Annotated in this window: 1 protein-coding gene; it reads left to right on the forward strand. The window is 35.8% G+C overall.

The features are described 5' to 3' along the window. Positions 1-444 (forward strand): GLPGLI family protein (locus tag H6A28_RS14940; RefSeq protein ID WP_204481094.1); only part of this gene is annotated, 444 nt, incomplete at both ends.

Below are 444 nucleotides of genomic sequence, written 5' to 3' on the forward strand. Positions count from 1 at the left end.
ATTCTATTATGAAGGTGGATTTGGAGAAACAATTAGCGGCAACAGGTTCTATCAATGTAAAATCAGATCTGCGAAAGGGGAATGTAAGATATTCGGTGACAAAAACTTATCCTGATTATAAAATTAACCTGCATCGCAGATTGGGAATGGATTCTTACAATATTTCCGACGACAGAAAAATCAACTGGAAAATATCATCAGAAAAAGAGAAAATAGGAGAGTGGAACGTTCAAAAAGCAGAAGCGGATTTTGCAGGCAGACATTGGATTGCTTGGTTTTCTACAGAAATTCCTATTCAAGATGGACCATATAAATTCCGAGGTTTACCTGGTTTGATTATCAAAATAGAAGACAAGACAGGATCTCATAAAATGGAGTTGAAGGGAATTAAAAATATTGTCGGAGATGTGGATGTCAATGTTTGGAAAGCAAAGGAAATTGTTG

It is taken from the genome of Bacteroides mediterraneensis (assembly GCF_016900355.1).
Classification (GTDB): Bacteria; Bacteroidota; Bacteroidia; order Bacteroidales; family Bacteroidaceae; genus Phocaeicola.